The following is a 22745-nucleotide window of genomic DNA, read 5'->3' as shown; positions in this document are numbered from 1 at the left end:
TGAGTTGTCCCCGAGGACGCCTCGCCCCGGAGGAACAGGGGCGGGAGGCATCCCGGAAAGTGCTGGGACGCGCGACGCGCGTCGATCCCGAGGAGCACAGGGCCCCTCGGGATCTCACACGTCAGACGCGGCGGCGCTTCGGCGGACGGCAGCCGTTGTGGGCCTGCGGCGTCACGTCCTGGATCGAGCCGACCTCGAGGCCCGCCGCGGTGAGCGAGCGGATCGCGGTCTCACGGCCCGAGCCGGGACCCTTCACGAAGACGTCGACCTTCTTGACGCCGTGCTCCTGCGCCTGGCGAGCGGCCGACTCCGCGGCCATGCCGGCGGCGTACGGCGTCGACTTGCGCGAGCCCTTGAAACCGACACCGCCGGACGAGGCCCAGCTGATGACGGCACCGGAGGGGTCGGTGATCGAGACGATGGTGTTGTTGAACGTCGACTTGATGTGGGCCTGACCCACGGCGATGTTCTTCTTCTCCTTGCGGCGCGGCTTGCGCGCAGCGGACTTGGCCTGTGCCATGTGCGGTTCTCCTGAATCCTGCGCCGGCGGAGGCCTAGCGCGCCTTCTTCTTGCCGGCGACGGTGCGCTTCGGACCCTTGCGGGTACGCGCGTTCGTCTTCGTGCGCTGACCGCGCACGGGGAGGCCGCGGCGGTGGCGCAGGCCCTCGTAGGAACCGATCTCGACCTTGCGGCGGATGTCGGCGGCGACCTCGCGGCGAAGGTCACCCTCCACCTTGTAGGTGCCCTCGATGTGGTCGCGGAGCGCGACCAGCTGGTCGTCGGTGAGGTCCTTGACGCGGACGTCCGGGCTGATGCCGGTCGCGGTGAGGATCTCGGTGGAGCGGGTGCGGCCCACGCCGTAGATGTAGGTAAGTGCGATCACCACGCGCTTGTCGCGCGGGATGTCGACGCCGGCGAGACGTGCCATGCGGCTCTCCTCAGAGTGTCGTGGAGGTGTGAAACAGGATCGGTGCTCGGGCCTCCGCCCCGAGGTGTCCCCCGCATCGCGGGTTCTGATCCTGCCGGTGTGTATTCAGTTGGAAAGTCGGGGTGTCAGCCCTGGCGCTGCTTGTGACGCGGGTTGCTCTTGCAGATCACCATGACGCGCCCGTGGCGACGGATCACCTTGCAGTGGTCGCAGATGGGCTTGACGGAGGGGTTGACCTTCATGATTTCCTGATTTCGCTGTCTTCGACCCGCCGGAGCGGCTCGTTACTTCTCGGCCGGACTCAGCGGTAGCGGTAGACGATACGACCACGGGTGAGGTCGTACGGGCTCAGCTCGACGACGACGCGGTCCTCGGGGATGATGCGGATGTAGTTCTGCCGCATCTTTCCCGAGATGGTGGCGAGCACCTTGTGACCGTTGGTCAGCTCGACACGGAACATCGCATTGGGCAGTGCCTCGGACACCGTGCCCTCGATCTCGATGACACCGTCTTTCTTCGCCATAAACTCGCTCACGCTCGTTGCAGACCGGCCGGTCTGCGGTGGATGGGGTTTCGGTGCTTGCGACACGCCAATGAAGGCGCAACGCACCAAAGATCAAGCATACGTGGTAGTGCCCGATGCGGCAAGTCGCCGCCGGCGCTCAGCCGTTCAGACGCCCCGTGATGTCGGTCTCGGGGTTGCCGGTGAGGTCGGTCTGGTTGTTCAACACCTCGCCGTTGATGGCGATCGTCGGCGTCGCGATGCCCGAGGCGCCCGGCTGGACCGGGGTGTCGCGGGTGCGCGCCGTCACGAAGCGCTCGTAGGTGCCGTCCTGGATGCAGGAGGCCACGGCATCCGATGCCCCGGCGGACTCGGCGATCTGGACCAGCGTCGCGTCGTCGAGACCCGAGGTCTGCTCGGCCGGCTGCTGCGCGTACATCGCCTGCACGAACGGCAGCACGTTCTGCGCGTCGTCCTCGGCCACACAGTAGGCGGCGTTCGCGGACCGGGTGGAGAATTCGGTGCCCTGCGACGCCCGGTCCAGGATCGAGATCGGGTGGATGTTCAGCGTGATGGTGCCGTCGTCGACGAGGCTCTCGAGGGTCGGCCCGTAGCTCTGCTCGAACTGGTTGCAGATGGGGCACATGAAGTCGACGTAGGTGTCCACGGTCTGGTCGCCGGTTCCGACGGCGATGGCGCCCGTGTCGGGGTCGACGGCCTGTGCCTGAGGCGTCGGGCCGGGTGAGGTCGCCCGGCTGTTGGCGAACCACACCACACCGCCCACGATGAGGACGACGACCAGCGCGGCGGCGGTGACGCCGATCGCGAACCAGTTCGTGGACTTGCGGGCGGCGGCCATCATCATCCCTCGATCTCCGTGGGCACCACTCCGAAGGGCGCCAGCTTCTCTGCACCGCCGTCGGGCGCGGTGAGGACCCAGATCCCTCCATCGTGCACCGCGACGCTATGTTCCCAATGGGAGCCGTCCGTGCCGTCCAGCGTCGACACCGTCCATCCGTCGTCCTCGGTGAACGTCTGCTGGTCCCCGATGACGACCATGGGCTCGATCGCGACGGCGAGACCGGGCCGCACGTCGGCGCCGCGCTCCTCGGTCGCGTAGTTGAAGATGCTCGGCGACTCGTGCATCTTGCGGCCGATGCCGTGACCCACGTAGTCGCGCAGGATGCCGTAGCCCGGCGCCGGTGCGTGCTCGACGATGTACTGCTCGATCGCGGCACCCACCTCGCCCAGGTGCTCGGCACGGGACAGCGCCGCGATGCCGGCCCACAGGGAGCCCTCCGTCACCTCGGAGAGGCGGCGACGCGGGGCGACGAGCTCCTCCGGGGCGTCGCCCGGAACGATCACGGTGAAGGCCGAGTCGCCGTTCCACCCGCGGTACTCCGCACCCGCGTCGATCGACAGGATGTCCCCCGCCTGCAGCGGGCGGTCGTTCGGGATGCCGTGCACCACCTGCTCGTTGACCGAGGCGCAGACGGTGTGCCGGTACCCGCGGACCATCTGGAAGTTCGACTTCGCGCCGCGCCCGACGATGACGCGGGAGGCCGCGGCATCCAGGTCCAACGTCGTGACGCCGGGGGCGATCATCGCCCGGACGGCGTCGAGCGCCGCCGCCGTGATCAGTCCCGGCTCCACCATCGCGCGCAGGTGCGCGGGCTTCTTGTAGACGGACGAGCGCAGCACGGCATCAGTGTGCGGACGACGGGGTGATGCCCCGCGCCTCGAGGGCCGCGGTGATCCGCGCGGCGACCTCGTCGAGGGATCCGACGCCGTCGATCTCGTCGACGATGTCCCGCGTGCCGTAGACGCCGAGGATGGGCGCGGTCTCGCGCTCGTAGATCGCGAGACGGGTGGCGATCCCCTCCTCGGTGTCATCCGCACGGCCCTGCTCCGTCGCGCGCGTCTTGAGGCGCGAGATGGACTCCTCACGGGGGACGACCAGCGCGATGACGGCGTCGAGCGACTCGTCGCGGCCCTCGAGGAACTCGTCGAGGTGCATGACCTGGGCGAGGTTGCGGGGATACCCGTCGAGGAGGAAGCCGTCGGCGGCGTCCGCCTGGGAGAGGCGGTCGCGGACCACGGCGCTGGTGAGCTCGTCGGGGACGAGGTCGCCGGCGTCGATGATCGACTTCACCTCGAGGCCCAGGTCGGTGCCCTCGGAGACGTTCTGACGGAACACGTCGCCGGTGGAGACGACCGGGATCCCGAGCGCCTCCGCGATGCGGACGCCCTGCGTGCCCTTGCCGGAGCCCTGCGGGCCGACGATCAGAAGGCGGGCGGTCATCGGAGGAGCCCCTCGTAGTGACGCTGCTGGAGCTGCGCGTCGATCTGCTTCACCGTCTCGAGACCCACACCGACGATGATGAGGATCGAGGCGCCGCCGAACGGGAAGTTCTGGTTCGCGCCGACCGTGGCCAGGGCGATGAGCGGCAGCAGGGCGATGAGACCCAGGTAGATGGACCCGGGCAGCGTGATGCGCGTCAGCACGTAGTCGAGGTACTCGGCCGTCGGACGGCCCGCGCGGATGCCGGGGATGAAGCCGCCGTACTTCTTCATGTTGTCGGCGACGTCGACCGGGTTGAAGGTGATCGCGACGTAGAAGTACGTGAACCCGACGATGAGCAGGAAGTAGATCGCCATGTACAGCGGGTGGTCGCCGCGCGTGAGGTACTGCGAGATCCACGTCACCCAGCCCGCGGGCTCCTGACCCGCCTGCGGCTGGTTGAACTGCGCGATGAGGGCGGGAATGTACAGCAGCGACGACGCGAAGATGACGGGCACGACGCCGGCCATGTTGACCTTGATCGGGATGTACGTGTTCGAGCCGCCGAAGGTGCGGCGGCCGACCATCCGCTTGGCGTACTGCACGGGGATGCGGCGCTGCGACTGCTCGACGAACACCACCAGGGCCACGACGACGATGCCGACGGCCAGGACGAGGAGGAAGACCTCCGGGCCGCGCGAGGTGAGGATCGACAGCATCGCGCCCGGGAAGGTCGCGGCGATCGAGGTGAAGATGAGGATCGACATGCCGTTGCCGACGCCGCGCTCGGTGACGAGCTCGGCGAACCACATGACCAGACCGGTACCGGCGGTCAGCGTGATGATCATGAGCAGCTGGGCCCACCAGATGTCGTTGGTGAGCAGCTGCGTGCACTCGGGCACGCCCGTCGAGCCGAACAGCTGGCCGGAGCGGGCCACGGTGACGAGGGTGGTCGACTGCAGCAGCGCCAGCGCGATGGTGAGGTAGCGCGTGTACTGCGTCAGCTTCGCCTGGCCCGCCTGACCCTCCTTGTAGAGGGTCTCGAAGTGCGGGATGACCACGCGCAGCAGCTGCACGATGATCGTGGCGGTGATGTAGGGCATCACGCCGAGCGCGAAGATCGAGAGCTGGAGCAGCGCGCCGCCGGAGAAGAGGTTCACCAGCGAAAGCAGACCCTCGGTGCTGCCCGACTGCTGCAGACACGACTGCACGTTCGGGTAGTCGACGAACGGGGTCGGAACGTGGGCACCCAGCCGGTAGATGGCGATGATCCCCAGCGTGAAGGCGATCTTCCGCCGCAGGTCTGGCGTGCGGAAGACACGCGCGATGGCGCTGAACAAGAGGATTCCTCCAGAACGATCTCGGCGCGCGTCAGAGCGCACACCTCATCACACTAACCCAGAAGGGGCCGGCGGCCCTAAGGCCGCCGGCCCCCTGCAGGGTCGGACGTCAGTTGTTGACGGTGCCGCCCGCGGCGACGATCTTCTGCTCAGCCGAGCCGGAGACCTTGTCGACGGAGACGTTGAGCGCCACGGCGATGTCGCCGGTGCCCAGCACCTTGACCTTCTCGTTCTTGCGAACGGCGCCCTTGGCCACGAGGTCGACGATGGTCACATCGCCGCCCTGCGGGTAGAGCTCGGCCAGCTTGTCCAGGTTGACGACCTGGTACTCGACGCGGAACGGGTTCTTGAAGCCGCGCAGCTTGGGGGTGCGCATGTGCAGCGGCATCTGCCCACCCTCGAAGCCGACCTTGACCTGGTAACGCGCCTTCGTGCCCTTGGTACCACGACCGGCGGTCTTACCCTTCGAGCCCTCACCACGACCGACGCGGGTCTTGGCGGTACGGGCGCCGGGGACCGGACGCAGGTGGTGGACCTTCAGCACACCGGGACGCGACGCCGGGGCGTCGGTGGTCGCGGCGGCCTTGCGGGCGGATGCCTTCTTCGGGGCGTCGGCCGCGACGGCCTCGTCCTTCTTGTCAGCCATTAGTCGATCTCCTCAACCTTCACGAGGTGAGCGACGGTCTTGACGTAGCCGCGCGTCTGCGCGTCGTCGGGACGGACGACCGAGTCGCCGATCCGCTTGAGACCGAGCGAACGCAGCGTGTCGCGCTGGTTCTGCTTCTCACTCACCTTGGACTTGATCTGCGTGACCTTCAGACGCTCGGCCATCAGGCACCTACCTTCTGAGCGGCGGCCTCCGCACGCACGAGGCGAGCGGGGGCGACCTGGTCGAACTCCAGGCCACGGCGGGCGGCCACGGCGCGGGGCTCCTCGAGCGACTTCAGCGCCTCGACGGTCGCGTGCACGATGTTGATCGTGTTCGACGAGCCGAGCGACTTCGAGAGGACGTCGTGGATGCCGGCGCACTCGAGCACCGCGCGGACGGGACCACCGGCGATGACACCGGTACCGGCGGCGGCGGGGCGCAGGAGCACCACACCGGCAGCGGCCTCACCCTGAACGGGGTGGGGGATGGTCGAGCCGGAGCGCGGCACGCGGAAGAAGTTGCGCTTGGCCTCCTCGACACCCTTCGAGATGGCGAGGGGGACCTCGCGGGCCTTGCCGTAGCCGACGCCCACGACGCCGTTGCCATCGCCCACGACGACGAGCGCCGTGAAGCTGAAGCGACGACCGCCCTTGACGACCTTCGACACGCGGTTGATGGTCACGACGCGCTCGAGGAACTGGCTCTCGTTGCGGTCGCGCGAACCACGGTCGCGCTGGTTGGCGTTGCGCTCGCGGCCACCGCGGCGCGGCTCGCGCTCACGCTCGGCCGGGGCCTGAGCGGCAGCTGCACCCTCTGCGGGGGCGGTCTGCTCGGTCACTTCGGTCTCCTTGTTGTCACTCACAGGTTCAACCCTCCTTCGCGGGCGCCCTCGGCGATCGCGGCGACGCGACCGGCGTAACGGTTGCCACCACGGTCGAACACGACGTCGGAGACACCGGCGACCTTGGCACGCTCGGCGACGAGTTCGCCGACCTTGCGGGCCTTGGCCGTCTTGTCACCGTCGAACGACCGCAGGTCGACCTCGAGCGTGGAGGCCGAGGCCAGCGTGTGGCCCTTGCTGTCGTCGACGAGCTGGACGAAGACGTGGCGCGCCGAGCGCGTCACGACCAGACGGGGACGGACGTCGGTGCCCACGACCTTCTTGCGAAGACGTGCGTGGCGACGCGCGCGGGCTGCGGACTTTGTCTTGAGAGCCATGGCTTACTTACCACTCTTTCCGGCCTTGCGACGCACGACCTCGCCCGCGTACCGGACACCCTTGCCCTTGTAGGGCTCGGGCTTGCGGATCTTGCGGATGTTGGCGGCGGCCTCACCGACGGCCTGCTTGTCGATGCCACTCACGGTGACCTTGTTGTTGCCCTCCACCGTGAGCGTGATGCCGGCGGGGGGCTCGACCAGCACGGGGTGCGAGAAGCCGAGGGCGAACTCGATCGAGCTGCCCTTCTGCGCGACGCGGTAACCCGTGCCGACGACCTCGAGACCCTTGGTGTAGCCCTGGGTGACACCGATGATGTTGTTGTTGATGAGCGTGCGGGTCAGGCCGTGGAGCGACCGCGACTCGCGCTCGTCGTCGGGGCGGGTGACGAGAACCTGGTTCTCCTCGACCGACACCTCGAGGGGCTGCGCAATGGTGAGCGCGAGCTCGCCCTTGGGGCCCTTGACGGCGACCTCCCGGCCGTTCACCGAGACGGTGACTCCGGCGGGGATGTCGATGGGAAGACGTCCGATACGCGACATGTCAGATCACCACACGTAGGCGAGGACTTCCCCGCCGACGCCCTTCTGCTCTGCCTGACGGTCGGTGAGGAGACCGGAGGAGGTGGACAGGATGGCCACGCCCAGGCCGCCGAGGACCGTGGGGACCTCGGTCGACTTCGCGTACACGCGGAGGCCGGGCTTGGAGACGCGCTTGATGCCGGCGATCGACCGCTCACGGTTCGGGCCGTACTTCAGCGTCATCGTGAGGGTCTGGCCGACACGGGCGTCAGCGACGCTCCAGTCGGCGATGTAACCCTCCTGCTTGAGGATCTCGGCGATGGTGGTCTTGAGCTTCGAGCTCGGCAGCGACACGGAGTCGTGGTGCGCAGAGTTCGCGTTGCGCAGACGGGTCAGCATGTCTGCGACCGGGTCTGTCATCGTCATCTGATGCTTCTTTCGTTCATGAGGTTTCGCCTGCCGTTACGCGACAGACGACCTTCGATGAGGGGCCCCCGGGGTTCCGGGGGCCCGGGGGGTCAGGCCTGCGAGTCCGCCGACTGGAACGGGAAGCCCAGCTGACGCAGCAGCGAGCGACCCTCGTCGTCGGTCTTGGCGGTCGTGACGATCGTGATGTCGAAGCCACGCACGCGGTCGATGCGGTCCTGGTCGATCTCGTGGAACACGGACTGCTCCTGGAGACCGAAGGTGTAGTTGCCGTTGCCGTCGAACTGCTTGGCCGACAGACCGCGGAAGTCGCGGATGCGGGGCAGGGCGAGGTTGACGAGGCGGTCCACGAACTCCCACGCACGGTCGCCACGGAGGGTGACGTGCGCACCGATGGCCTGGCCCTCGCGCAGCTTGAACTGCGCGATGGACTTGCGGGCCTTGGTGACGATGGGCTTCTGACCGGTGATCTTGGTGAGGTCCTCGACCGCGCCATCGATCACCTTGCTGTCGCGAGCAGCCTCGCCGACACCGGTGTTCACGACGACCTTGACCAGGCCGGGGATCTGCATGACGTTCGCGTAGCCGAACTCGTCCTGCAGGGCCTTCTTGATCTCGGTGTTGTACTTCTGCTTGAGGCGGGGCTGGATCTTGCCAGCCACCGCGGCAGTGTCGGTGCTCATGTTCAGAGGTCCTTGCCGCTCTTCTTCGCGAAACGCACGCGGACGGTGCGCTTGACGCCGTCCTTCACCTGCTCCTCGACGCGGTGACCGACACGGGTCGGCTTCTTGGTCGAGGGGTCGACGAGCGCGACGTTCGAGATGTGGATCGGGGCTTCGAACGTCTCGATGCCGCCGGTCTTGGTACCGCGCTGGGACTGGCCCACGCGGTTGTGCTTGGTGACGTAGTTCACGCCCTCGACGATGACGCGCTGGCCGCCGTCGAGGATCTCGAGAACCTTGCCCTGCTTGCCGCGATCGCCGGCCTTGCGGCCTTCCTTCTTCGGCTTTTCGGGCGCACCCGAGATGACCTGAACCAGGTCGCCCTTCTTGATCTTCGCCATGATCAAATGACCTCCGGGGCGAGCGAGACGATCTTCATGAACTTCTTGTCGCGAAGCTCACGGCCGACCGGCCCGAAGATACGGGTGCCGCGGGGCTCCCCGTCGTTCTTCAGGATCACGGCGGCGTTCTCGTCGAACTTGATGTACGAGCCGTCGGGACGGCGGGTCTGCTTCACGACACGGACGACGACGGCCTTGACCACGTCGCCCTTCTTGACGTTTCCACCCGGGATCGCGTCCTTGACCGTGGCGACGATGACGTCGCCCAGGCCGGCGTAGCGGCGGTTCGACCCACCGAGCACGCGGATGGTGAGCAGCTCCTTGGCGCCGGTGTTGTCGGCGACCTTCAGCCGGGATTCGTTCTGAATCACTTTTTACTCCTTGGGTTCCAAGCGAGCCGCGAGGCTTACTTGGCCTTCTCGAGGATCTCGACCAGACGCCAGCGCTTGGTGGCGCTCAGCGGACGGGTCTCGTTGATGACGACGAGGTCGCCGATGCCCGCCGAGTTGGTCTCGTCGTGCGCCTTGACCTTCGAGGTGCGACGGATGACCTTGCCGTAGAGCGGGTGCTTCACGCGGTCCTCGACCTCGACGACGATCGTCTTGTCCATCTTGTCGCTGACGACGTAGCCGCGACGCGCCTTGCGGTAACCGCGGGCGTTCTCGTCGCGCACGTCGTTCGCGGCGTGCTCGTGACCGGCGACCTGCGCCTCGGCCTCTGCCTTCTTCGCGGTGGCCATTACTCCGCCTCTTCCTTCGCGGCGTCGTCAGCGGCATCCGCCTTCTTCGCCTTGCTCTTCTTCGCCTTGACCTCGACCGGGGCCGGGGTGGCACGGATGCCGAGCTCGCGCTCACGGATCACGGTGTACAGGCGCGCGATGTCGCGCTTGACCGCACGGATGCGACCGTGGCTCTCGAGCTGGCCGGTGGCCGACTGGAAGCGCAGGTTGAACAGCTCTTCCTTGGCCTTGCGCAGCTCCTCGACGAGGCGCTGGTCTTCGAACGTGTCGAGCTCGCTCGGGGCGAGCTGCTTGGTGCCGATCGCCATTACGCGTCGCCCTCCTCGCGCTTGATGATGCGTGCCTTGAGCGGCAGCTTGTGGATGGCTCGGGTGAGGGCCTCGCGAGCGAGCTCCTCGTTCACACCCGCGACCTCGAAGAGGACGCGGCCCGGCTTGACGTTTGCGACCCACCACTCGGGGGAACCCTTACCGGAACCCATGCGGGTCTCGGCGGGCTTCTTGGTGAGGGGACGGTCGGGGTAGATGTTGATCCACACCTTTCCGCCACGCTTGATGTGACGCGTCATGGCGATACGAGCGGACTCGATCTGACGGTTGGTCACGTAGGCGGGGGTCAGGGCCTGGATGCCGAACTCACCGAACGACACCTGGGTGCCACCGGTGGCCTGGCCCGAGCGGCCCGGGTGGTGCTGCTTGCGGTACTTGACCTTGCGGGGGATGAGCATTACGCCGACGCTCCTTCTGCCACGGGGGCCTCGTTGCGGGGGCCACGACGACGGTCGCCGCCGCGGTCGTCACGACCGCGGGACTTCGGGGCGTTGGCCTGCTCGCGGGCGAGCTCCTTGTTGGTGAGGTCGCCCTTGTAGATCCAGACCTTCACGCCGATGCGGCCGAAGGTGGTCTTGGCCTCGTAGAAGCCGTAGTCGATGTTCGCGCGCAGCGTGTGCAGCGGAACGCGACCCTCGCGGTAGAACTCCGAGCGGCTCATCTCGGCGCCGCCGAGACGGCCCGACACCTGGATGCGGACACCCTTGGCGCCGGCGCGCTGGGCGCCCTGCAGACCCTTGCGCATCGCGCGACGGAAGGCGACACGAGCAGAGAGCTGCTCGGCCACACCCTGCGCGACGAGCTGAGCGTCGGCCTCGGGGTTCTTGACCTCGAGGATGTTCAGCTGGATCTGCTTGCCGGTGAGCTTCTCGAGGTCGGCGCGGATGCGCTCGGCCTCGGCGCCGCGACGACCGATCACGATGCCCGGGCGGGCGGTGTGGATGTCGACGCGGACACGGTCACGGGTGCGCTCGATCTCGATGTTGCTGACGCCCGCGCGGTCGAGCGAGGTCGTCAGCAGACGACGGATCTTGATGTCCTCGGCGAGGTAGTCGGCGTAGCGCTGACCGCGCTTCGTCGAGTCCGAGAACCAGCGCGACACGTGGTCGGTGGTGATGCCGAGACGGAAGCCGTACGGGTTGACCTTCTGTCCCATTACTTGCTCGCCTTCTTGTTGGTGCGCGCCGGGGCCGCAGCGGCCTCTTCGGGCGTCGCGAGCACGACCGTGATGTGGCTCGTGCGCTTCTTGATCTGGAAGGCGCGACCCTGTGCACGGGGCTGGAAACGCTTGAGCGTCGTGCCCTCGTCGACGTACGCGTTCTTCACGTACAGGTCGGCGTCATCCAGGTACTCGTTCGTCTTGTCGGCGGTGACGCGAGCGTTCGCGATCGCCGAGGCGACGAGCTTGTAGATCGGCTCGCTCGCGCCCTGGGGCGCGAACTTCAGGATGGCGAGGGCCTCTTCGGCCTGCTTGCCCTTGATGAGCGCAACGACACGACGAGCCTTCTGAGGGGTCACGCGGATGTGTCGCACGCGTGCGATGGACTCCACCATTTCTCTCTCCTCTAGCGCCCCCGCGTCAGCGGCGGCGGCCCTTCTTGTCGTCCTTCACGTGGCCGCGGAAGGTGCGGGTGGGCGAGAACTCGCCCAGCTTGTGGCCGACCATGGTTTCGGTCACAAACACGGGGATGTGCTTGCGACCGTCGTGCACGGCGATGGTGTGTCCCAGCATGGCGGGGATGATCATCGACCGGCGCGACCAGGTCTTAATGACGTTCTTGGAACCGGCTTCGTTCTGCGAGACGACCTTGCGAAGCAGGTGCTCGTCGACGAAGGGGCCCTTCTTAAGGCTGCGAGGCATCTTCCTCTACTCCTACTTGCGCTTCTTGCCGGCGGTGCGACGGCGGACGATCAGCTTGTCGCTTTCCTTGTTCGCGTGGCGGGTGCGGCCCTCGGCCTTACCCCACGGCGAAACCGGGTGACGACCACCGGAGGTCTTACCCTCACCACCACCGTGCGGGTGGTCGACCGGGTTCATGGCGACACCGCGGACGGTCGGGCGGACGCCCTTCCAGCGCATACGGCCGGCCTTGCCCCAGTTGATGTTCGACTGCTCGGCGTTGCCGACCTCGCCGATCGTGGCGCGGCAGCGCACGTCGACGTTGCGGATCTCGCCCGAGGGCAGACGCAGCTGCGCGTAGGGGCCGTCCTTCGCGACCAGACGCACCGAGGCGCCGGCCGAACGGGCCATCTTCGCGCCGCCACCGGGACGGAGCTCGATCGCGTGGATGACGGTACCGGTGGGGATGTTGCGCAGCGGCAGGTTGTTGCCGGGCTTGATGTCCGCGCCGGCACCCGACTCGACGACGTCGCCCTGCGACAGCTTCGCGGGAGCGAGGATGTAGCGCTTCTCGCCGTCCGCGTAGTGCAGCAGCGCGATGCGCGCGGTGCGGTTGGGGTCGTACTCGATGTGAGCGACCTTGGCGTCGATGCCGTCCTTGTCGTTACGACGGAAGTCGATCAGACGGTACTGACGCTTGTGGCCACCACCGATGTGACGCGTGGTGATGCGGCCCTGGTTGTTGCGGCCACCGGTCTTCGACAGCGGGCGCAGCAGCGACTTCTCGGGCGTCGATCGGGTGATCTCGGCGAAGTCGGCCACCGACGAGCCGCGGCGACCGGGGGTCGTGGGCTTGTACTTGCGAATAGCCATTGTTCTGTCCTTGGTATCCCGGTCAGCCGACCGACGTGAAGATGTCGATGGTGCCCGACTTCAGCGAGACGATCGCGCGCTTGGTGTCCTTGCGCTTGCCGATGCCGAAGCGGGTGCGGCGGGCCTTGCCGACACGGTTGATCGTGTTGACCGAGGCGACCTTCACGCCGAAGATCTTCTCGATGGCGAGCTTGATCTCGGTCTTCGAGGCGCGGGGGTCCACGAGGAACGTGTACTTGCCCTCGTCGATGAGCGAGTAGCTCTTCTCCGAGACGACCGGCTTCAGGATGATGTCGCGCGGGTCCTTGTTGACGGCGGTCATGCCGAGACCTCCTCGGTGGCGCCGGACTTCGACGCGACGAACGCGTCGTAGGCGGCCTTGGTGAAGACGATGTCGTCGGAGACGAGCACGTCGTAGGCGTTCAGCTGGCCGAAGGTCAGCACGTGCACGTACGCGAGGTTGCGCACGCTCTTGACCGTCAGCTCGTCGTCGCGGTCGATGACCACGAGGACGTTCTTGACGGCGCCGAAGGCGGTCAGCACGGCGGCCGCGGCCTTGGTCGAGGGCGCGCCCTCGATGCCGAAGCTGTCGACGACGTGCAGACGCGAGCCGCGGGCACGGTCGCTCAGCGCGCCCAGGAGGGCGGCGGCGATCATCTTCTTGGGGGTGCGCTGGCCGTAGTCACGGGGCTTGGGGCCGTGGACGATGCCACCACCGGTCATGTGCGGCGCGCGGATCGAACCCTGACGGGCGTTACCCGTGCCCTTCTGCTTGAAGGGCTTGCGGCCGGCACCCGAGACCTCGCCACGACGCTTGGTCGAGTGCGTGCCCTGGCGGGCGGCGGCGCGCTGGGCGACGACGACCTGGTGGATGAGCGGGATGTTCGTCTTGACGTCGAAGATGGCGGCGGGCAGCTCCACGGAGCCGGCCTTCTTGCCGTCGGCCTTCAGGACGTCGAGCGCGAGAGTCGAGTCAGCCATGAGATCAGGCACCCTTCACTGCGTTGCGGACGTAGACGATGCGGCCGCGCGCGCCGGGGACGGCGCCCTTGACGAGCAGCAGACCCTTCTCGACGTCGACGGCGTGCACCGTGAGGTTGAGGACGGTCACGCGCTCGCCACCCATACGGCCGGCCATGCGCATGCCCTTGAAGACGCGGCTCGGAGTCGACGAGGCGCCGATCGAACCGGGCTTGCGGTGGTTGCGGTGCGCACCGTGCGAAGCGGAGACACCCTTGAAGTTGTGGCGCTTCATGACACCGGCGGTGCCCTTGCCCTTGCTGGTGCCGACGACGTCGACCAGCTGGCCGGCCTCGAACAGGCCGTCCACGGTGAGCTCCTGGCCCAGCGAGTAGTCGGCGGCGTCCGCGGTGCGCACCTCGGTGAGGTGGCGGCGCGGGGTGACGCCGGCGGCCTCGAAGTGAGCCGTGAGGGGCTTGTTCACCTTGCGGGGGTCGATCTGGCCGTAGCCGATCTGCACGGCATTGTAGCCGTCCTTCTCGACCGAGCGGAGCTGGGTCACGACGTTCGGGGCGACCTCGATGACGGTGACGGGAACGAGCTTGCCGTTCTCGTCCCACACCTGGGTCATGCCGAGCTTGGTGCCGAGGAGGCCCTTGGAGATCTTGGAGTTGATGTCAGCCATGTCGAACCTCAGAGCTTGATCTCGATGTTGACATCGGCCGGGAGGTCGAGGCGCATCAGCGAGTCGACGGCCTTGGGCGTCGGGTCGATGATGTCGATGAGGCGCTTGTGGGTGCGCATCTCGAAGTGCTCGCGGCTGTCCTTGTACTTGTGGGGCGACCGGATGACGCACACGACGTTCTTCTCGGTCGGCAGGGGAACCGGGCCCACGACAGTGGCGCCGGCACGGGTCACGGTGTCGACGATCTTGCGCGCGGACGAGTCCAGTCCGGCGTGGTCGTACGACTTCAGGCGAATGCGGATCTTCTGTCCCGCCATTGTCTGCTCACTCTCTTTCTCGCGTCTTACCCGACCCCGGGCATCGGACGCACGGTGGCGCTCTCGCGCCCTGGCACTTCCCCTCGCTTGCGCGAGAGATGCTGCACCGCTGTTCAGCTGTCAAACCGGGCGCACGGCACCCGGCCCGTCCCTCTCCGCGCGCACGCGCACGGATTCCCTGGGGGATGAGGGGGTTCGGTGTGTGTTCTGCTGCCCGCGGCCCAGGTCCCTGCGCTTTCGCGCCGCCTGTGCACTGCCCTGGCAGTGATCCTGGCGCGCGCCGAGCGCACGCCGGAATGTGGAACTGGTCTAGTCTACGTGGGCCCCGGGCCAGCCGCAAACCCGGGCGTGTCGCGCGCAGCGATCACTCAGAAAAGCCGACGGCGCCGCCCCGTTCGGAGCGGCGCCGCGGACGGCATCCCGGTCAGGAGTTGCCGATGTTCTTGTCGATGTTCGCGCGCGTGCTGTCGATCTTGGCGTGGTGCTCGGCGGGCACGACCTTCTTGATCGCGTCCGCCGCCCCGTCGAGGATCTTGTCGCTGACCTCCTCGGCCTTCTCGCTCTTGAGGGCTTCCTCGATCTTGTCGCGGTTCTCGTCGAGGAGCTTCTTGCTCTTCGCGATGATGTCGTCGACTCCCATGAATCCTCCTCGTGGTCACGCCCGTGGCATCCCGGACGCCTTCATTCTGGACCGGACGGCGGCGCGAAGGGAACGGGTTGCGCGACTCCCCCGGACACGACGAAGGGGCCGGGCCCGAAGGCCCGACCCCTGTCGGTTCAGTCCGAGGACTTACTTGATGATCTTGGTCACCGTGCCGGCGCCGACGGTGCGGCCACCCTCACGGATCGCGTAGCCGAGGCCCTCTTCCATGGCGATCGGCTGGATGAGCTCGACCGACATCTCGGTGGTGTCACCGGGCATGACCATCTCGGTGCCCTCGGGCAGCGTGATGACGCCGGTCACGTCCGTGGTGCGGAAGTAGAACTGCGGGCGGTAGTTCGTGAAGAACGGGTTGTGACGGCCGCCCTCCTCCTTGGACAGGATGTACGCCGTGCCCTCGAAGTTGGTGTGAGGGGTGACCGAACCGGGCTTCACGACGACCTGGCCGCGCTCGACGTCGTCACGCTTGGTGCCGCGGAGGAGCAGACCGCAGTTCTCGCCGGCCCACGCCTCGTCGAGCTGCTTGTGGAACATCTCGATACCCGTGACCGTGGTCTTCTGCGTCGGGCGGATGCCGACGATCTCGACCTCGGAGTTGATCGCGAGGGTACCGCGCTCGGCGCGGCCGGTGACGACCGTGCCACGACCCGTGATGGTGAAGACGTCCTCGATGGGCATGAGGAACGGCTTGTCCTTGTCACGCACCGGGTCGGGGATCGACGAGTCGACGGCCTCCATGAGCTCGACGATCGAGTTGACCCACTGCTCGTCACCCTCGAGAGCCTTGAGGCCCGAGACGCGGACGACGGGGGCGTTGTCGCCGTCGAAGTCCTGCGAGGACAGGAGCTCGCGGACCTCGAGCTCGACGAGCTCCAGGATCTCCTCGTCGTCGACCATGTCCGACTTGTTCAGCGCGACGAGCAGGTAGGGAACGCCGACCTGCTTGGCGAGCAGAACGTGCTCACGGGTCTGAGCCATCGGGCCGTCGGTGGCGGCGACCACGAGGATCGCGCCGTCCATCTGAGCGGCACCGGTGATCATGTTCTTGATGTAGTCGGCGTGACCCGGGGCGTCGACGTGAGCGTAGTGACGCTTCGGGGTCTCGTACTCGACGTGCGAGATGTTGATGGTGATACCGCGCTGGCGCTCTTCCGGCGCCGAGTCGATCGACGCGAAGTCACGCTGGACGTTGGTGGCCGACGGGAACTTGTCGGCGAGCACCTTCGAGATGGCAGCGGTGAGCGTGGTCTTGCCGTGGTCGACGTGACCGATCGTTCCGATGTTCACGTGCGGCTTGGTCCGCTCGAACTTGGCCTTAGCCACTGGGTCCTCCTCAGGACGTTGATTGCGAGGTCGCGGGCGCTGGATTGCGACCGGTTCTTCGCGGGGATGGTTCTCAGATTACTAGAGAGTCGGTATTCAGTTTGAGCGGATGCCGGGAACCCGAGCAGAACCCGGGGTCCCCGGCATCCGTGAGAGCGGTGTTACTCGCCCTTGTTCTTCTGGATGATCTCGTCGGCCACGGCCTTCGGGACATCGGCGTAGCTGTCGAACTCCATCGAGTAGACGGCACGGCCCGAGGTCTTCGAGCGCAGGTCGCCGATGTAGCCGAACATCTCGGACAGCGGCACGTTGGCCCGGACGACCTTGACGCCGGCGGCGTCCTCCATCGACTGGATCTGGCCACGACGCGAGTTCAGGTCGCCGATGACGTCGCCCATGTACTCCTCGGGAGTACGGACCTCGACGGCCATGATCGGCTCGAGGATCGTGGGGTTCGCCTTGCGGACGGCCTCCTTGAAGCCCATCGAGCCGGCGATCTTGAACGCCATCTCGGACGAGTCGACGTCGTGCGAGGCGCCGTCGAGGAGGATCGCCTTCACGCCCACCATGGGGTAGCCGGCGAGCACGCCGACATTCATGGCGTCCTGGAAGCCCTGGTCGGTCGGCGAGATGTACTCGCGCGGGATACGACCACCGGTGACCTTGTTCTCGAACTCATAGGTCTTGTCGGCCGTGACCTCGAGCGGCTCGATCGCGAACTGGATCTTCGCGAACTGACCCGAACCACCGGTCTGCTTCTTGTGCGTGTAGTCGTGACGGTCGACGGTCTTGCGGATCGTCTCGCGGTACGCGACCTGCGGCTTGCCGACGTTAGCCTCGACCTTGAACTCGCGCTTCATGCGGTCCACGAGGATGTCGAGGTGCAGCTCGCCCATGCCCTTGATGACGGTCTGACCGGTCTCGGCGTTCTGCTCGACGCGGAACGTCGGGTCCTCTTCGGCGAGCTTCTGGATGGCGACACCCAGCTTCTCCTGGTCGGCCTTGGTCTTGGGCTCGATGGCGACCTCGATGACCGGCTCCGGGAACGTCATCGACTCGAGGACGACCTGGTTCGCCGGGTCGCACAGGGTGTCACCGGTGGTGGTGTCCTTGAGGCCGATGACCGCGTAGATGTGGCCCGCGGTGACGGACTCGACCGGCATCTCCTTGTTGGCGTGCATCTGGAAGATCTTCCCGATGCGCTCCTTCTTGCCCTTGGTCGCGTTGACGACCTGGGCGCCGGAGTCGAGGTGACCCGAGTAGACGCGGATGTAGGTGAGGCGACCGAAGAACGGGTGCGTCACGATCTTGAACGCCAGGGCCGCGAAGGGCTCCTCGCGGTCGGCGTGACGCTCGATGACGACCTCTTCGTCCTTGGGGTCGTGAGCCTCGATGGCCGGCACGTCCAGGGGCGAGGGGAGGTAGTCGACGACCGCGTCGAGCATCGGCTGCACACCGCGGTTCTTGAACGCCGAGCCGCACAGCACGGGGTAGACCTCGCTGGCGATCGTCATCTTGCGGATGGCGCCCTTGATCTCCTCGTGGGTGAGCTCCTCGCCGCCGAAGTACTTTTCGAGCAGCGCGTCGTCGGACTCCGCGACGGTCTCGAGGAGCTTCTCGCGGTACTCGTTCGCCTTCTCGACGAGGTCGGCCGGGATCTCCTGGATCTCGTACTTGGCGCCCATGGTCACGTCACCCTTGGCGTCACCGGGCCAGACCAGCGCGCGCATGTAGACGAGGTCGATGACGCCGACGAAGTCGTTCTCGGCACCGATCGGGAGCTGGATGACCAGCGGCTTCGCCTTGAGGCGGTTGACGATGGTGTCGACCGTGAAGTAGAAGTCGGCGCCCAGCTTGTCCATCTTGTTGACGAAGCAGATGCGGGGGACGTCGTACTTGTCGGCCTGACGCCACACGGTCTCGGACTGGGGCTCGACGCCCTCCTTGCCGTCGAAGACGGCGACGGCACCGTCGAGGACGCGGAGCGAGCGCTCCACCTCGACCGTGAAGTCCACGTGACCGGGGGTGTCGATGATGTTGATCTGGTTCTTTTCCCAGAAACAGGTGACGGCGGCGGAGGTGATCGTGATGCCACGCTCCTGCTCCTGCTCCATCCAGTCGGTGGTGGCCGCACCGTCGTGCGTCTCGCCGATCTTGTGGTTGACGCCCGTGTAGAACAGGATGCGCTCGGTCGTCGTCGTCTTGCCGGCATCGATGTGCGCCATGATGCCGATGTTGCGGACCTTGTGGAGGTCGGTGAGCACGTCTTGTGCCACGGGTGTCTTCCTTACCTGTTGGGAGGTTGATGCCGGGCCCATCGGAGGGTCCGCGACCGGGGTGCGGTCACGGACCCTCCGCGGGTTTTACCAGCGGTAGTGCGCGAAGGCGCGGTTCGACTCGGCCATCTTGTGGGTGTCCTCGCGGCGCTTGACCGCGGCACCGAGGCCGTTCGAGGCGTCGAGGATCTCGTTCTGCAGACGCTCGGTCATCGTCTTCTCACGACGACCCTTCGCGTAGCTCACGAGCCAGCGCAGCGCGAGGGTGTTCGCGCGGTGCGGCTTGACCTCGACCGGAACCTGGTAGGTCGAGCCACCGACGCGGCGGCTCTTGACCTCGAGGGTGGGGCGCACGTTGTCGAGCGCCTTCTTGAGGGTGGCGACGGCGTCCTGGCTGTTCTTCGCCTCGACACCGCGGAGGGCGTCGTAGACGATCGACTCGGCCAGCGACTTCTTGCCGTCGACGAGGATCTTGTTGACGAGCTGGGTGACGACGGGAGCGCCGTACACCGGGTCGTTGACGACGGGACGCTTCGGGGCGGGACCCTTACGAGGCATGGTTCTCAGCCCTTCTTCGCGCCGTAGCGGCTGCGAGCCTGCTTACGGTTCTTGACAGCCTGGGTGTCGAGCGCACCGCGGACGATCTTGTAACGGACGCCGGGGAGGTCCTTCACACGACCACCACGGACGAGCACGAGCGAGTGCTCCTGCAGGTTGTGGCCCTCGCCGGGGATGTAGGCGGTGACCTCGGTGCCGTTGCGGAGCTTCACACGAGCGACCTTGCGCATCGCCGAGTTCGGCTTCTTCGGGGTGGTCGTGTACACGCGGGTGCACACGCCGGCCTGCTGGGGGTTCGACTTCAGCGCGGGAGCCTTGGTCTTCGAGACCTTCGGCGAGCGGCCCTTGCGAACCAACTGCTGAATGGTTGGCACGTTCTCTCCTTGATTGTGCTGCACGGTGACAGCGTCGTGTCTCCCCCGACTCGTCGCGCATCTTGCGATTCGTGACGTGTCGGGCTCACGTGTGATCCACCGCGCGCCAGAATGATCGGACGCGGGAGTGGTGGATATGCCGTGGGGGTGGCCTGTTCGCAGACCCGTCCCTGAGATGTGGGAGCCTTCGTCGCCTGGTGTCGTACCGAGGCACGACGCAGCGCGCGCGAGTGCGCACACCCGCTCAATGATACGCGCGTTTCCGCGGGGCGGCAAACGTCCGCGACTGTGCGGACGGTGTGGATCACGGATGCCAGCGAGAAGGGCTCTCAGCGCCCGGACCATGGTCATGACAGCACCGGTCCGAACGTGCACGCACGCACGAGGGGCCGCAGACGTGCGTCTGCGGCCCCGGGGCGGCTTCCGAGCGATCGTCCGCCGTCCCTCGCGCGGTGGCGCCCGTCGGTCTAGGTCAGGAGCACTCGCTCGTCCGGATGTCGACGTAGTTTCCGTAGTCCTTGGCGTAGTAGCCGGTGCTGGTGGCCGCCACGTTCTCGGCGACCTTCGTTCCGTCCACGAAGTACAGGACGTTGTCCTTGAGGAAGTAACCCGCGTTGAGCGGTGTCGCGCCATCCGGAACCTTCGACTGCGCCGTCGCCTTCGTCGCGTCCACCTGATACGCCTTGCCGCTCTTGTCGCGGTAGTTGATGAAGTTGCTGTTCGTACCTTGCCCCGACGCGTAATAGCCCGTGCTCGTGGCCGCCACGTCCTTCGCCACCTCCGTACCATCGATGAAGTAGAGGACGCCGTCGTTCAGGAAGTATCCGGCATCGAGCGGCGTCGCCCCGTCGGGGATCTTGCTGGCGGCCGTCGACGTATTTCCGGTCGCTTGATAGAGCTTTCCGTCACTGTCACGGTAATTGATGAAATTGCCGCCGTTGCCCTGATCGACAGCGTAATAGCCGTCACTGGTAGCCGCGACGTTCGTCGCGATCTTCGTGCCGTCGATGAAATACAGCGTGCTGCTCTTCAGGAAATACCCTGCATTGAGCGGGGTCGCCCCGTCAGGAATCTTGCTCGCCGCCGTCGACTTCGTTCCTTCCGCTTGGTAGAGCTTCCCGTCCGAGGTTCGGTAGTTGATGTAGTTTCCGTTCCCCTGTCCGTCCGCGTAATAGCCGGTGCTCGTGGCGGCGACATCCGACGCGACGACCGTTCCGTCGAGGAAGTACAGTGTGGTGCCCTGGAGGAAGTACCCCGCGTTGAGGGGGGTCGCGCCATTCGGCACCTTCGTCGAGTTGGTCGCCTTGTCCTTGACCTGGATGGCCTGCCCACCCTCCGCTCCGGTCACCGGTGCGGACGTGGACGCGGAGCCACTGGTCGCCGAGAACGTGCTGTCACCGCCCTTCTGCGGGACGTTGATCGCCGGGAGGTTCAAACGCCCGTCCGTGCCCGTCGTGCCGGTATAGGTCGTGGAACCCCCGTCGAAGGTGTACCCGTCCGCGAGGGTGACGGTGACGGACTCCCCGCTTGCGGCGCTGCCCCCGCGCGTCGCGGTCACGTACGCGCCCTTGATGGTCTCGCACCCAGTTCCGCTGTACGAGCTCTTGTCGAAGGCCAGCTTGAGATCGTTCGTGGCGGCGGTCGCAGGAGACGCCGTCGCAACAGCGATCACCGGGATCGTCCAGGCCGCTCCGGCGATGAGGGTGCGCCGCCTGACCCCGTCCGCATCCGTGAACACGCCGCCGGATTCAGCCCTTGCTTCTTCAGACATGGATACTCATTTCTTCGAGAGTGGTTACAGCAAGGAAATAGTCGGGCGTTCGTCGAAAGACCGAGAATTGCGGTTTCCATGAAGTCGCGTCGGGTTACACGCCGGCGACACCGGATGATGCGTTGCCCCTGTCGCGGGTGACGACCCGCAGCCTTTCAAACCGCGATAGAAAGGGGGGTTTATCTTTCTGGGAAGAATGAGCAGTTCTGAACGAATCGGTCGGTCCCGCTACCGCCTCGACCAAGGACGGGTCAACGAATGGCTGGCCGCGAGAGGGTGGTGGGGCGCGAAGCCCTCCTCTGTCGAGCAACGCGCACTGGTCGCTGACGAGATCGCCGCGCCCCGCTACACCTTGAGACGTCTATGGCACACCGCCGCCACCCTGGAGTACCGAAATGAGCCAGGCCCTGACGCTGCCGACAGGCTCCGTGTGATCTTCCTCGTCGACGGCGAGGCGAAGCTCAGCGTCGACGGATTGGATCACAGGCTTCGATCTGATGACGTCGCCGTCATCCCCGATGGGCACCAGCTGGGACTCGTCACCGAGTCGCCCACTGCTCGTATCGAGGCGGACTTCCCCTGCCCGCCGGTTCTTTCCCTACGGCCGTTCACTCTCTTCTCCTCCGGGACACGTGCCGCCTCGGTTGCGTCGGAGGTCTTCCTCTCGACCGTCAACGCGACGCTGAACTCGGACGGCACCCTGTCTCCGCCGTTCCTGCAGACGCTGCAGAAGGTCTTGGAGGATGCGGTCGAACTGCTGTTCGTGGAAGCGGACCGGCCGCCGCTCCAGCGCGACGCCCGCCGCCTCTACATGGACGCCCTCGCTTATATCGAGACATGGGGACATGGCACCGACATGACGGTCGAGTCTCTTGTCGAAGCCATGGGTGTGTCACGCCAGTACTTGTCACGGGTATTCGCCAGGCGCGGCACATCTCCTGGTCTCGAGATACGTCGTCACCGCCTTCGGCTATCCGACCGGTTGCGGGCGACAGGGCTCGTCACCGCTGAGGAGGCCGCGCTGACCTCCGGTTTCGGATCGGTTCGGGCGATGCAAAGGGCACAGAAGGATCGCGGTGTGGCCGGCTGAAATTCTTCCCGATGAACGGGCT

Annotated in this window: 35 protein-coding genes; 1 reads left to right on the top strand and 34 read right to left on the bottom strand. The window is 66.5% G+C overall.

Going from position 1 to position 22745, the window contains the following annotated elements:
• Positions 1–121: 121 nt before the first annotated feature.
• From rpsK to ACO03V_RS12660, 34 genes are all read right to left on the bottom strand, one after another.
• Positions 122–520 (bottom strand): 30S ribosomal protein S11, encoded by a 399-nt coding sequence (gene rpsK, locus ACO03V_RS12825; RefSeq protein WP_013583990.1) that lies wholly within the window; start codon positions 518–520, stop codon positions 122–124.
• Positions 521–554: 34 nt separating this feature from the next.
• Positions 555–929: a 30S ribosomal protein S13 gene (rpsM, locus tag ACO03V_RS12820; RefSeq protein WP_063256596.1), complete on the bottom strand. Its 375-nt coding sequence runs from the start codon at positions 927–929 to the stop codon at positions 555–557.
• Between the two features lie 125 nt (positions 930–1054).
• On the bottom strand, positions 1055–1171 hold the full coding sequence (rpmJ, locus tag ACO03V_RS12815) for a 50S ribosomal protein L36 (protein ID WP_005050492.1): 117 nt from the start codon (positions 1169–1171) through the stop codon (positions 1055–1057).
• Between the two features lie 59 nt (positions 1172–1230).
• Entirely contained in the window at positions 1231–1452 is a 222-nt protein-coding gene (gene infA, locus ACO03V_RS12810) for a translation initiation factor IF-1 (RefSeq protein ID WP_013583992.1), read from the bottom strand.
• Between the two features lie 139 nt (positions 1453–1591).
• The gene (locus tag ACO03V_RS12805) at positions 1592–2290 is read right to left on the bottom strand and encodes a DsbA family protein (protein ID WP_423137827.1); all 699 of its coding nucleotides are present in this window, start codon (positions 2288–2290) and stop codon (positions 1592–1594) included.
• A gap of 2 nt (positions 2291–2292) precedes the next feature.
• Positions 2293–3132, bottom strand: a complete 840-nt coding sequence (gene map, locus ACO03V_RS12800) for a type I methionyl aminopeptidase (RefSeq protein ID WP_367728699.1) — start codon at positions 3130–3132, stop codon at positions 2293–2295.
• A 4-nt stretch (positions 3133–3136) separates the two neighbouring features.
• On the bottom strand, positions 3137–3733 hold the full coding sequence (locus tag ACO03V_RS12795; protein ID WP_367728694.1) for an adenylate kinase: 597 nt from the start codon (positions 3731–3733) through the stop codon (positions 3137–3139).
• Positions 3730–5052, bottom strand: coding sequence for a preprotein translocase subunit SecY (gene secY, locus ACO03V_RS12790; protein WP_367728692.1), 1323 nt, complete (start codon positions 5050–5052; stop codon positions 3730–3732). Before secY ends, ACO03V_RS12795 begins: the two co-directional genes overlap by 4 nt.
• 109 nt (positions 5053–5161) lie before the next feature.
• Positions 5162–5698 (bottom strand): 50S ribosomal protein L15, encoded by a 537-nt coding sequence (gene rplO / locus ACO03V_RS12785; protein ID WP_367728688.1) that lies wholly within the window; start codon positions 5696–5698, stop codon positions 5162–5164.
• On the bottom strand, positions 5698–5883 hold the full coding sequence (gene rpmD, locus ACO03V_RS12780; protein ID WP_013583998.1) for a 50S ribosomal protein L30: 186 nt from the start codon (positions 5881–5883) through the stop codon (positions 5698–5700). The genes rplO and rpmD overlap by 1 nt, the downstream gene beginning before the upstream one ends.
• Positions 5883–6563: a 30S ribosomal protein S5 gene (rpsE, locus tag ACO03V_RS12775; RefSeq protein ID WP_387055717.1), complete on the bottom strand. Its 681-nt coding sequence runs from the start codon at positions 6561–6563 to the stop codon at positions 5883–5885. The genes rpmD and rpsE overlap by 1 nt, the downstream gene beginning before the upstream one ends.
• Entirely contained in the window at positions 6560–6919 is a 360-nt protein-coding gene (gene rplR / locus ACO03V_RS12770; protein ID WP_367728676.1) for a 50S ribosomal protein L18, read from the bottom strand. Before rplR ends, rpsE begins: the two co-directional genes overlap by 4 nt.
• Positions 6920–6922: 3 nt before the next feature.
• Positions 6923–7459, bottom strand: a complete 537-nt coding sequence (gene rplF / locus ACO03V_RS12765) for a 50S ribosomal protein L6 (RefSeq protein ID WP_367728673.1) — start codon at positions 7457–7459, stop codon at positions 6923–6925.
• Between the two features lie 6 nt (positions 7460–7465).
• Complete coding sequence (gene rpsH, locus ACO03V_RS12760) at positions 7466–7864, bottom strand: 30S ribosomal protein S8 (RefSeq protein WP_367728670.1); 399 nt, start codon at positions 7862–7864, stop codon at positions 7466–7468.
• 92 nt (positions 7865–7956) lie between these two features.
• Complete coding sequence (gene rplE, locus ACO03V_RS12755; protein ID WP_367728665.1) at positions 7957–8547, bottom strand: 50S ribosomal protein L5; 591 nt, start codon at positions 8545–8547, stop codon at positions 7957–7959.
• A gap of 2 nt (positions 8548–8549) precedes the next feature.
• A complete protein-coding gene (gene rplX / locus ACO03V_RS12750; RefSeq protein WP_367728661.1) occupies positions 8550–8927 on the bottom strand; it encodes a 50S ribosomal protein L24 in 378 nt (125 codons plus the stop codon).
• 2 nt (positions 8928–8929) lie between these two features.
• Positions 8930–9298, bottom strand: a complete 369-nt coding sequence (gene rplN / locus ACO03V_RS12745) for a 50S ribosomal protein L14 (protein WP_013584005.1) — start codon at positions 9296–9298, stop codon at positions 8930–8932.
• Positions 9299–9333: 35 nt separating this feature from the next.
• Complete coding sequence (rpsQ, locus tag ACO03V_RS12740) at positions 9334–9666, bottom strand: 30S ribosomal protein S17 (protein ID WP_022877835.1); 333 nt, start codon at positions 9664–9666, stop codon at positions 9334–9336.
• Positions 9666–9974: a 50S ribosomal protein L29 gene (gene rpmC / locus ACO03V_RS12735; protein WP_367728653.1), complete on the bottom strand. Its 309-nt coding sequence runs from the start codon at positions 9972–9974 to the stop codon at positions 9666–9668. Before rpmC ends, rpsQ begins: the two co-directional genes overlap by 1 nt.
• The gene (gene rplP, locus ACO03V_RS12730) at positions 9974–10393 is read right to left on the bottom strand and encodes a 50S ribosomal protein L16 (protein ID WP_077049577.1); all 420 of its coding nucleotides are present in this window, start codon (positions 10391–10393) and stop codon (positions 9974–9976) included. Before rplP ends, rpmC begins: the two co-directional genes overlap by 1 nt.
• The gene (gene rpsC, locus ACO03V_RS12725) at positions 10393–11151 is read right to left on the bottom strand and encodes a 30S ribosomal protein S3 (protein WP_367728645.1); all 759 of its coding nucleotides are present in this window, start codon (positions 11149–11151) and stop codon (positions 10393–10395) included. Before rpsC ends, rplP begins: the two co-directional genes overlap by 1 nt.
• Positions 11151–11549, bottom strand: a complete 399-nt coding sequence (gene rplV / locus ACO03V_RS12720; RefSeq protein ID WP_367728632.1) for a 50S ribosomal protein L22 — start codon at positions 11547–11549, stop codon at positions 11151–11153. Before rplV ends, rpsC begins: the two co-directional genes overlap by 1 nt.
• A gap of 25 nt (positions 11550–11574) precedes the next feature.
• On the bottom strand, positions 11575–11856 hold the full coding sequence (rpsS, locus tag ACO03V_RS12715) for a 30S ribosomal protein S19 (protein ID WP_013584011.1): 282 nt from the start codon (positions 11854–11856) through the stop codon (positions 11575–11577).
• 12 nt (positions 11857–11868) lie between these two features.
• Positions 11869–12708, bottom strand: coding sequence for a 50S ribosomal protein L2 (gene rplB, locus ACO03V_RS12710; protein ID WP_013584012.1), 840 nt, complete (start codon positions 12706–12708; stop codon positions 11869–11871).
• A gap of 22 nt (positions 12709–12730) precedes the next feature.
• Positions 12731–13030 carry a 50S ribosomal protein L23 gene (gene rplW, locus ACO03V_RS12705; RefSeq protein ID WP_367728628.1) on the bottom strand — a complete coding sequence of 100 codons (300 nt, stop codon included), beginning with the start codon at positions 13028–13030 and terminating at the stop codon, positions 12731–12733.
• Complete coding sequence (rplD, locus tag ACO03V_RS12700) at positions 13027–13689, bottom strand: 50S ribosomal protein L4 (protein WP_367728627.1); 663 nt, start codon at positions 13687–13689, stop codon at positions 13027–13029. Before rplD ends, rplW begins: the two co-directional genes overlap by 4 nt.
• A gap of 4 nt (positions 13690–13693) precedes the next feature.
• Entirely contained in the window at positions 13694–14353 is a 660-nt protein-coding gene (gene rplC / locus ACO03V_RS12695; RefSeq protein ID WP_367728624.1) for a 50S ribosomal protein L3, read from the bottom strand.
• A gap of 8 nt (positions 14354–14361) precedes the next feature.
• A complete protein-coding gene (gene rpsJ / locus ACO03V_RS12690) occupies positions 14362–14670 on the bottom strand; it encodes a 30S ribosomal protein S10 (protein WP_013584016.1) in 309 nt (102 codons plus the stop codon).
• Positions 14671–15094: 424 nt separating this feature from the next.
• Positions 15095–15310 (bottom strand): hypothetical protein, encoded by a 216-nt coding sequence (locus ACO03V_RS12685; RefSeq protein WP_367728612.1) that lies wholly within the window; start codon positions 15308–15310, stop codon positions 15095–15097.
• A gap of 150 nt (positions 15311–15460) precedes the next feature.
• Entirely contained in the window at positions 15461–16654 is a 1194-nt protein-coding gene (tuf, locus tag ACO03V_RS12680) for an elongation factor Tu (RefSeq protein WP_108317909.1), read from the bottom strand.
• A 161-nt stretch (positions 16655–16815) separates the two neighbouring features.
• Complete coding sequence (fusA, locus tag ACO03V_RS12675; protein ID WP_367728609.1) at positions 16816–18930, bottom strand: elongation factor G; 2115 nt, start codon at positions 18928–18930, stop codon at positions 16816–16818.
• An 87-nt stretch (positions 18931–19017) separates the two neighbouring features.
• Positions 19018–19488 carry a 30S ribosomal protein S7 gene (gene rpsG / locus ACO03V_RS12670; RefSeq protein ID WP_022878284.1) on the bottom strand — a complete coding sequence of 157 codons (471 nt, stop codon included), beginning with the start codon at positions 19486–19488 and terminating at the stop codon, positions 19018–19020.
• A 5-nt stretch (positions 19489–19493) separates the two neighbouring features.
• Positions 19494–19862, bottom strand: coding sequence for a 30S ribosomal protein S12 (gene rpsL, locus ACO03V_RS12665; RefSeq protein WP_013584051.1), 369 nt, complete (start codon positions 19860–19862; stop codon positions 19494–19496).
• A gap of 472 nt (positions 19863–20334) precedes the next feature.
• A complete protein-coding gene (locus tag ACO03V_RS12660) occupies positions 20335–21633 on the bottom strand; it encodes a hypothetical protein (protein ID WP_423137826.1) in 1299 nt (432 codons plus the stop codon).
• A 196-nt stretch (positions 21634–21829) separates the two neighbouring features.
• Between ACO03V_RS12660 and ACO03V_RS12655 the strand changes: the two genes are divergently transcribed.
• On the top strand, positions 21830–22723 hold the full coding sequence (locus tag ACO03V_RS12655; RefSeq protein WP_423137825.1) for a hypothetical protein: 894 nt from the start codon (positions 21830–21832) through the stop codon (positions 22721–22723).
• Positions 22724–22745: the final 22 nt, after the last annotated feature.

It is taken from the genome of Microbacterium sp. HMH0099 (assembly GCF_049384025.1).
In the GTDB taxonomy this organism is placed as follows: Bacteria; Actinomycetota; Actinomycetes; order Actinomycetales; family Microbacteriaceae; genus Microbacterium.
This window is presented reverse-complemented; position numbering and strand designations above follow the sequence as displayed.